Source organism: Bacteroidota bacterium (assembly GCA_018692315.1).
Classification (GTDB): Bacteria; Bacteroidota; Bacteroidia; order Bacteroidales; family JABHKC01; genus JABHKC01.
This window is the reverse complement of the sequence record JABHKC010000168.1, coordinates 1-7,895: the sequence shown is the minus strand read 5'-3', so window position 1 is coordinate 7,895 and position 7,895 is coordinate 1. Positions and strand designations below refer to the sequence as shown.

Annotated in this window: 7 protein-coding genes; 5 read left to right on the top strand and 2 right to left on the bottom strand. The window is 31.1% G+C overall.

Going from position 1 to position 7,895, the window contains the following annotated elements; all coding sequences use genetic code 11:
- Positions 1–131 precede the first annotated feature (131 nt).
- Positions 132–1,889 (bottom strand): hypothetical protein, encoded by a 1,758-nt coding sequence (locus HN894_12915; GenBank protein ID MBT7144221.1) that lies wholly within the window; start codon positions 1,887–1,889, stop codon positions 132–134.
- 347 nt (positions 1,890–2,236) lie between these two features.
- Here HN894_12915 and def point away from each other — a divergent pair, with 347 nt between their 5' ends.
- On the top strand, positions 2,237–2,857 hold the full coding sequence (gene def / locus HN894_12910; protein MBT7144220.1) for a peptide deformylase: 621 nt from the start codon (positions 2,237–2,239) through the stop codon (positions 2,855–2,857).
- Positions 2,858–2,924: 67 nt separating this feature from the next.
- Positions 2,925–3,680 carry a GNAT family N-acetyltransferase gene (locus HN894_12905; GenBank protein MBT7144219.1) on the top strand — a complete coding sequence of 252 codons (756 nt, stop codon included), beginning with the start codon at positions 2,925–2,927 and terminating at the stop codon, positions 3,678–3,680.
- 27 nt (positions 3,681–3,707) lie between these two features.
- On the opposite strand, the gene HN894_12900 is transcribed toward HN894_12905, so the two are convergent.
- Positions 3,708–4,946: a M48 family metallopeptidase gene (locus HN894_12900; protein ID MBT7144218.1), complete on the bottom strand. Its 1,239-nt coding sequence runs from the start codon at positions 4,944–4,946 to the stop codon at positions 3,708–3,710.
- Between the two features lie 272 nt (positions 4,947–5,218).
- Between HN894_12900 and HN894_12895 the strand changes: the two genes are divergently transcribed.
- Genes HN894_12895 through yedF form a run of 3 tightly spaced genes read left to right on the top strand, consistent with a single transcriptional unit; the run spans position 5,219 to position 7,742 of the window.
- Positions 5,219–5,899 (top strand): hypothetical protein, encoded by a 681-nt coding sequence (locus tag HN894_12895; GenBank protein ID MBT7144217.1) that lies wholly within the window; start codon positions 5,219–5,221, stop codon positions 5,897–5,899.
- 56 nt (positions 5,900–5,955) lie between these two features.
- Entirely contained in the window at positions 5,956–7,101 is a 1,146-nt protein-coding gene (locus HN894_12890; protein ID MBT7144216.1) for an aminotransferase class V-fold PLP-dependent enzyme, read from the top strand.
- 35 nt (positions 7,102–7,136) lie between these two features.
- Complete coding sequence (gene yedF, locus HN894_12885) at positions 7,137–7,742, top strand: sulfurtransferase-like selenium metabolism protein YedF (protein MBT7144215.1); 606 nt, start codon at positions 7,137–7,139, stop codon at positions 7,740–7,742.
- Positions 7,743–7,895 lie beyond the last annotated feature (153 nt).

Sequence of the window (7,895 nt, the reverse complement as noted above, 5' to 3'; positions counted from 1 at the left end):
TTCAGTGGCTTAGCCCAACATGATTTAAAACTCAATTGAGCGGAAGTATCCATACATTATAGCTTCAAAAAAAATGCGAAAAAAATATCAACTTTTTCGCATTTTTTTTTGGCTCAACTGAGCCTTAAATCCTATGATGTTTTAAAAGCAACATTATCAATTAAACTATCAGATAAATTTAACATTGAAATTTCGGTTTTTTCAATTAATGTTCCGTTTAAATCCAGTGTATGATTTGATGAATAAAAAGTAAGAACGGCAATTAAATCACCGGCAAGTGTATTATTTTGACACATTTTTACTTTTTTTAAATATTCAATAAATGTATTGGCAGTTTTATCTCTTTTAATTCTGTTAGCAACAATTTCTATCCCTGTTTTTTGTAATGAATTAGTCCATTTTTCATTTAATACGTTAACGTTATCTCTATAAACAATATCTATTAGGTAATCAGCTCTTAAACCATCTAATATGTAGAAATCTATAAAACTTCTATCTGTATTTGCAGATGAAATACGTCCCAAACCAGGCAATCTTTGTAGCATAACTGCGGATTCTTCAACAGGTGGTGTTTTAAGAACAATCTCAAATGCACGATTTATCTCAGATACAGAAATTGGACCAACATTTTCAGGCTTTGTTCTTGTCATATTTGCAATGATTTTTAAAACTTCAAATATCGTATCAGAATTTAATGATGTTGATATTCTTGCTTCTCTATCACATATATTTTTAATTAATATTTGCCAAAATTCAATACTGCCATCTGTATCAAGAAAGATACTTTCAATTTGTTCTCTTTCAATTGTATTTATTATTTGACAAATAAGAGGACGTTTAGGTAACCATAAAGGTAATTCAATAGCTAATGATAAATTTTTAAGATAATTATCCATCTCAGTATCAGCGAATTCATCTTTGCATTTTAAAATTTCAGTTGTGTTTGAATTTAATCCTATCGCATTAAACATTTCTTGTTCCGAATTAAAATAATGCTCACGTCCTGTAATAATTATTGGACTCTCTGTAATTCTAATTAAATCTTTTACTGCTTTTAAAGAACTGGCTCTAATTTGTTTCAATTTAGTTGTATCACTACTCCATATTTGCGCTCCTACTTCATCAAAACCATCTAACAAAAAAATAAAATTATCTTTATCAAGAATTTTTATAGCTGAATCTACAATTTTGGATAAACCTAAATTTTCAAAATGTCTTCTGATAATTTCTTCTGCTCTGGTAAGACCCCAGTTTTCTTTTAAGTTAATTGCAATTGGAAAAATTAATTTATTTGACTGTTTTGAGATTGATAAAAACAATTCTCTTATACAACGACTTTTCCCAGTTCCATAATTACCTAAAAGAATTATATTTTTTCCTTTCAATAATTTTTGCTTTATCTTTTTTAACTCTATATCCTTTTTTGTTTTTAAATTTTGATAATAAACTGGTGTATATTCGTATTTGTCAGGCTCACCAGAGAAAGGGTTTACAGAACTACCAAAATTTTTCTGTTTTCTATTATATTCATAAGATTTGTAATCTAAGAATAATTTTGAAAATGAATTATATGATAATACTTTCACTGAATTATCATCACCGGCAATTATCATGGAATCAGTAGGTTCCTCTTTTGTTACGAAATAACATTTTGAATAAATATTTTTAGACATTAATGCTGGTTTGCAAGTTGCAAATTTAGCAATATCAGTTCTTACTTTTGTTATAGTATTATTTTCAGTAATTTCCACAAGTATCCAATAATCGGTTTCTGGTTTTAAAACACAATCTACTTTTACTCCACTGATTGTTTCATTTCTTGCATCACAATTCCAAATGAAACTTGCTAGTTGTTTTACATTCTCTTCAAATATTTGCCAAGTTCTCATATTCAGTTTTCGTTTTTCGTTATTGGTATATCAATTGTGTTTGTGCATTGCATAAACAAACCGTTCAATCTTTTTACTCAAAATCATTTTTGAATGAAAAGAATATGTTAAATAAAATGCTGATTTCACACCTTTATTAAAACTTATCATTTCAATAAAAAAACAAATATAAGAAACTTTCATAGTTTACAATCGCTTGATTTAGGTAATAATCAATGCCAAATCTTAATATCGAATTTGGCAAATTGAGATAATCAGGCTACTATTTCATTATTCTAAATTCATATTTGTCATTCATTATTTTCGAATAATATTCCTATTTTTGCCAAAGAGATAGAATTATTAATATGAAAAAATTCATTCCATTATTTTTGCTCTCATTTTTTCTTTTTGGATGTTCTTCCTTAAAGAAAATGCAAAACAATCATTTGCGTGAAAACTCATTTTCTACGGATCAATCGCAATTGATAATGCAATCGGATATTTCAACTCCAATGAGAGTTTTAAAAATTAATGCCAAAGTAGATTCTGTAATTTTAATAAAAAAAAGCGAAGATGTGTTTATCAATCCTGACGATATAGTTTTACAAACTTTCCTAAAGCGATTATTAAACACTGTGAAGGATAGCCTTTCACTTGGGGTCGGAATTGCTGCACCTCAAGTAGGAATTTTGAAAAACATAATTTGGGTGCAACGCTTCGATAAAGAAAGCAAACCGTTTGAAGTTTATTTAAATCCAAAAATCATTCAGTATTCAAAAATGAAGCAAGATTGTATGGAAGGATGCCTCTCTGTTCCGGACGAACGAGAAAATACGAATATCCGCTCATATGCTATTTTGATTGAATACGACAAATTCGACGGAACCCACAAAATTGAAATGATTGAAGATTTTACAGCCGTAATTTTTCAGCACGAAATTGACCATTTAAATGGGATACTGTTTATAGATCATCTGGAGAATTAATTACGAATTACTAATGACAAATTACTGATGGTGATGTTTAATAATCAAGTTATTGAATAATTAAAAAATGGAAGAATTAAAAATTAAAAAACTAAGTGTCGAGAATATTGCTGATGAGCATATTTGCTGTGCTTTTTCCGATAAAAAATGTATAGAAGGCTATGAGGCAAAAAAAGTTTGGCTGAAAAATCAGTTTAACGATGGCTATGTTTTTAAAAAGCTGAATGTCAGAGGGAAAGTTTTTATAGAATATGTGCCGGCAGAAAAAGCCTGGTTGCCAATAGTTGCTCCAGATTATATGCTCATAAATTGTTTTTGGGTTTCGGGAAAGTATAAAGGGCAAGGACACGCAAAAGAACTTTTTCAGGAATGTGTTGAGGATTCAAAAAATATGAATGGAATTGTTGCTGTGGCAGGAACTAAAAAGCAGCCTTTTTTGTCGGAGAAAAAATTCTTTCAAAAACAAGGATTTGAACTTTGCGACAAGGCTGAACCTTACTTCGAACTTTGGTATAAGCCAAACCAAAAAAATGCTACTGTTCCAAAATTCAAAGATTGTGCAAAAAAGGCAGAATGCGATATCAAAGAGGGGCTAAGTGTTTATTATACAAATGCTTGTCCGTTCACTGAATATTATGTGAATGTTGAATTAAAAGAAATTGCAAAAAAAAGAGGTATTAAACTCAAAATTGTAAAACTTAAAACAAGAGAACAAGCTCAAAACCATTTTGTTCCACATTCAATATATAGTGTTTTCAATAATGGAAAATTTGTAACACAGCATATTTTAAATGAGAAGTATTTTGAGAAGTTTGTCAAGTGAGGTTTTTTTGCTGTTTGCTGTTAGCTTTTAGCTTTCCACTTTCGCCATTGCTCTAAGTCGCTGAAGCAAAGTAGGGTGCGAATAATGAAAAAATACTACTAATGGATGAGGAGTCAAGTTACTAAGGTTTTTTACTGAAAGTTTTTTCAATGACGAAGCAAGAGGTTGTGAATCGTAATTATCGCAAGCATATTTATCTGCCTGATACTCGTTTTTTCTCGATAAAATATTCATTGCCAGTCCGGTGATTGTAGATATTGGGCTATATAAAATTCCGAAAGTTATAATTGCCAAATGAAAACTGTGATTTTCGGTGCCTAATGCTTCAGAAAGAATAGGATTTGCTATAAAAATTGAAAGAATAAATAATGTCAAACCTGTTTGAATAATTGAAATCGCAATCCCTGTTTGTGTATGCTTTTTCTTATAGTGGCCAATTTCGTGAGCCAAAACTCCGGTCAATTCTTCATTGCTCATATCTTCAATCAATGTATCGTAAAGCACAATTCGTTTTTTTGCACCGAGACCACTGAAATAAGCATTTGCTTTTGTAGAGCGTTTCGAGCCATTTATTACAAAAATATTATCTAATTTAAAACCGACTTTCTTACAAAAACTCTGAATTTCGTCGCGTAATTCTCCTTCTTCGAGAGGTGTTTGTTTGTTGAAAAGCGGCACTATTAGCGAAGAATAGAACATTGCCATAAAAATCATAACCGCTGTAACAGCCCACCATGTATAAATCCAAAACATCGCACCTGTATATTCATAAAACCAAATTATCAGTGCAAGCATTCCGCCACCAAGTATTACGCTCAAACCCCAGCCTTTCAGCTTGTCGAGAACGAAAGTTTTAGCTGTAGTTTTGTTAAATCCATATTTCTCTTCAATCACAAAAGTGTCGTAAATAGAAAATGGAGTGCTCAGAATATCGGAGGCAAACATTAAAATACCAAAAAATATTAGTGCAATTAAGATTGAATTTTCTGTAAATTGTCTGGCAAAATTATCGATAATTGCAAAGCCATCGAAAGCCAGAACTGCAACTATAAGTAGAAAACTAAAAGTACTTGAAAACATCGAAAATCGTGAGTTTTCTTTTTCATAATTTTGTTGTTTTGCATATGCATCAGAATCGTAAATTCCCTCCAATTCCTTTGGCAGTTTTGGCGAGCGTTTGGTTGAATTAAGATATTCTAAAAATCGTTCGAAAACAAAATCGAAAACTATTATTACTATTATTATTGTGAAAATTGTTTGTGCCATATTTTTGGAATAATTAGTTGAAAATGAAAAAATTGAGCTGCAAAAAAATTAATTCATATTTTCAAATTTCAAATGTCATAAAATCTTCAAAATAGAATGAAATAGTTCTAATTTCCAAATAAAATCCAAACAGATAGATTCAAACCTAAACAACAGTATTTTGACATATACAGATTTGGAGATTTACAAGAAGTAAAAATTAATAGTTTGAGAATATTTGTTTAATTCTTATTTTGTCGAAAATTTGAAAATTTATTGTGAGATAAAAATCTATGCTAAAAATTCGATTAGTTAAAAAACGCCAAAGATGGAGCTTAACATTTTATGGATGGTTACTTCTACTAGTATTTTTGATTGCTTTGTTCGTTTTATTTTTGAAAAATATAATAGGTTTTCTTTCTTTTGAAGAAACAATAGAAGCCAAAGTGCTTGTTGCCGAAGGTTATGTGCCCGATTATTCCTTTCACAAAATGATTGAAATTTTTGATGAAGGAAATTATGAATTAATTGTTGCTTCGGGCACTTCTTTCGATCAAGGATATTATCTGTCGGAAATAAAAACTTCAGCCGATTTGATTGCTCGTTCGCTAATATTTTTAGGATTTGATTCCACAAAATTGGCAGTTGTTCCAATCCCAAATAGAATTCATAAAAATAGAACCTATACATCGGCTTTGGTTACAAAAGAATATCTTCAAAAAAACCATCCTGAAATTAAAAAGGTAAATATTATGTCGCTCGGACCCCATTCGCGTCGCAGCAATTATTTATTTGAAATGGCATACGAACCCGAAATAGAGGTTGGAAATATTGTTGTCCCACATGCTGCTGTCGATAAATATAATTGGTATAAATCAAGTCGGGGTTTCAGAACAGTTTTAGATGAATTGATTGGATTTTTATATGTAAAGTTTTTTTTCTGGCCCGACGAAAACGAACAATATGAGAAATAGTTAAATCAAATAGGTTCTGAAATAATTTTAATTTTGTAAGAAAAACTAACGAAAATATGAAAGTATATCTTGATAATTCAGCAACCTCATGGCCAAAACCACCTACACTGATTGAAGCAATTTCCGATTATTTAACAAATTATGGTGCAAGCCCGGGCAGGTCGGGTCATCAAATGTCTTTGAAAGCAGGTCGGGAAGTTTTCGAAGCTCGCGAATTGATTAGTGAGTTTTTTAATGTGCCAGATTCAGGGCAAAGTATTTTTACTTCAAATTCTACTCATGGATTAAATCTTGCTTTGAAAGGAATTTTAAAAGCAGGCGACCATGTAGTTACAACTTCTTTGGAGCATAACTCGGTGATGCGACCTTTGCGATATTTAGAAAAAGAAATTGGCATTGAAATAACTATTATTCAATGTGATGCCAAAGGAAATATCAATCTTGAAGAATTAGAAAATAGTATTCAGAAAAACACAAAATTAGTAGCAACAATTCACGGTTCTAATGTTATTGGAAATGTTTTACCGCTTGCCAAAATTGGGAAAATTTGTAAAGAAAAATCTGTAATTTTCCTTGTTGATGCTGCACAAACAGCCGGTTATGTGCCAATTGATATGCAAAAAGATTGTATTGATATTTTAAGTTTCACGGGTCATAAAAAACTTTATGGACCTTCCGGAATTGGCGGTTTGTGTTTCAAGGATAAAATTGAAATCGCACCATTAATTCATGGCGGAACCGGTAGCAATTCCAACAAAGATATTCAGCCAGATTTTTACCCCGACAGTTTGGAAGCAGGAACAAAAAATACGGTTGGGATAGTTGGATTGAAAGCAGGAATGCAGTTTGTTCAGAAAAAAGGAATGCAAAATATTCGCAAAAGTGTAGGTGGCTTATGTTCGTATTTTATTGACCAACTGAAAAAAAATGACAGAATAATTGTCTATGGACCCAATTCAAATGAGGACAGACTACCTGTTGTGTCTATAAATATTAAAGCTATGTCATCGAGCGATTTAGCTTACATTTTGGACAAAGAATTTGGAATAATGATTCGCGTTGGGCTACATTGCTCACCGCTTGCCCACAAAACAAATGGAACTTTCCCTGACGGAACCGCACGTTTTAGTTTGGGATGTTTTAATACCAAACAGGAAATTGATTACACTATTGATGCAATAAATCAGTTAATATCAAGCTAAATTTCTCTTTTGATTCCATCGTAAAAGTTGTATAAATGAAAATCGTAAATGCAAAAGGGCAATCTTGTCCCAAACCTCTGATAATGACAAAAAAGGCATTGAGTGAACTTCGCGAAAATGAAGCCCTTAAAATTTTGCTCGACAATGAAGTTTCAAAAATAAATGTTGTCAGCTATCTGAAAGACAATGATTATTATCCTGAAGTTGAAAAAAAAGACAAGGAGTTTGTTATTGTTATGAATAAAAATACGAAAACCGAAGTAGAACTCCCGTATGAAGAATATTGCAAACCTTCTGGCAAAATTGGCGATTTTGTCGTAAGCATTCAGAAAAATAAAATGGGAGATGGCTCAGATGAATTAGGTGAAATTTTGATGAAAGCTTTTGTTAATTCTCTCCCGGATGCAAGCTTTTTGCCAAGTGTAATTATCTTTATAAATTCGGGAATACAACTATGTATTGAAGATTCTCCTGTTATTGAATCATTAAAAAAAATGGAAGAAAATGGTGTTGAGATTTTGGTTTGCGGAACTTGTCTCGATTATTTTAACAAATTGAAAAATCTCGAAGCTGGGAAAGTTTCAAATATGTACGAGATTACTGAAAAACTTACGAATGCCTCAAAAGTTATTTATCCATAATTGTTCATATTTAACTAAAGTTTCCTTAATTTTTCAATTCAAAACTTCTCTACGCTACAATTAACAAAGCATAACGAATTTTCAGAAGTGGAAGTTACCTTTTTATAAAAAGGAGTCTCAATAATTGTATATTTACTTGACTAAAAATAAAAC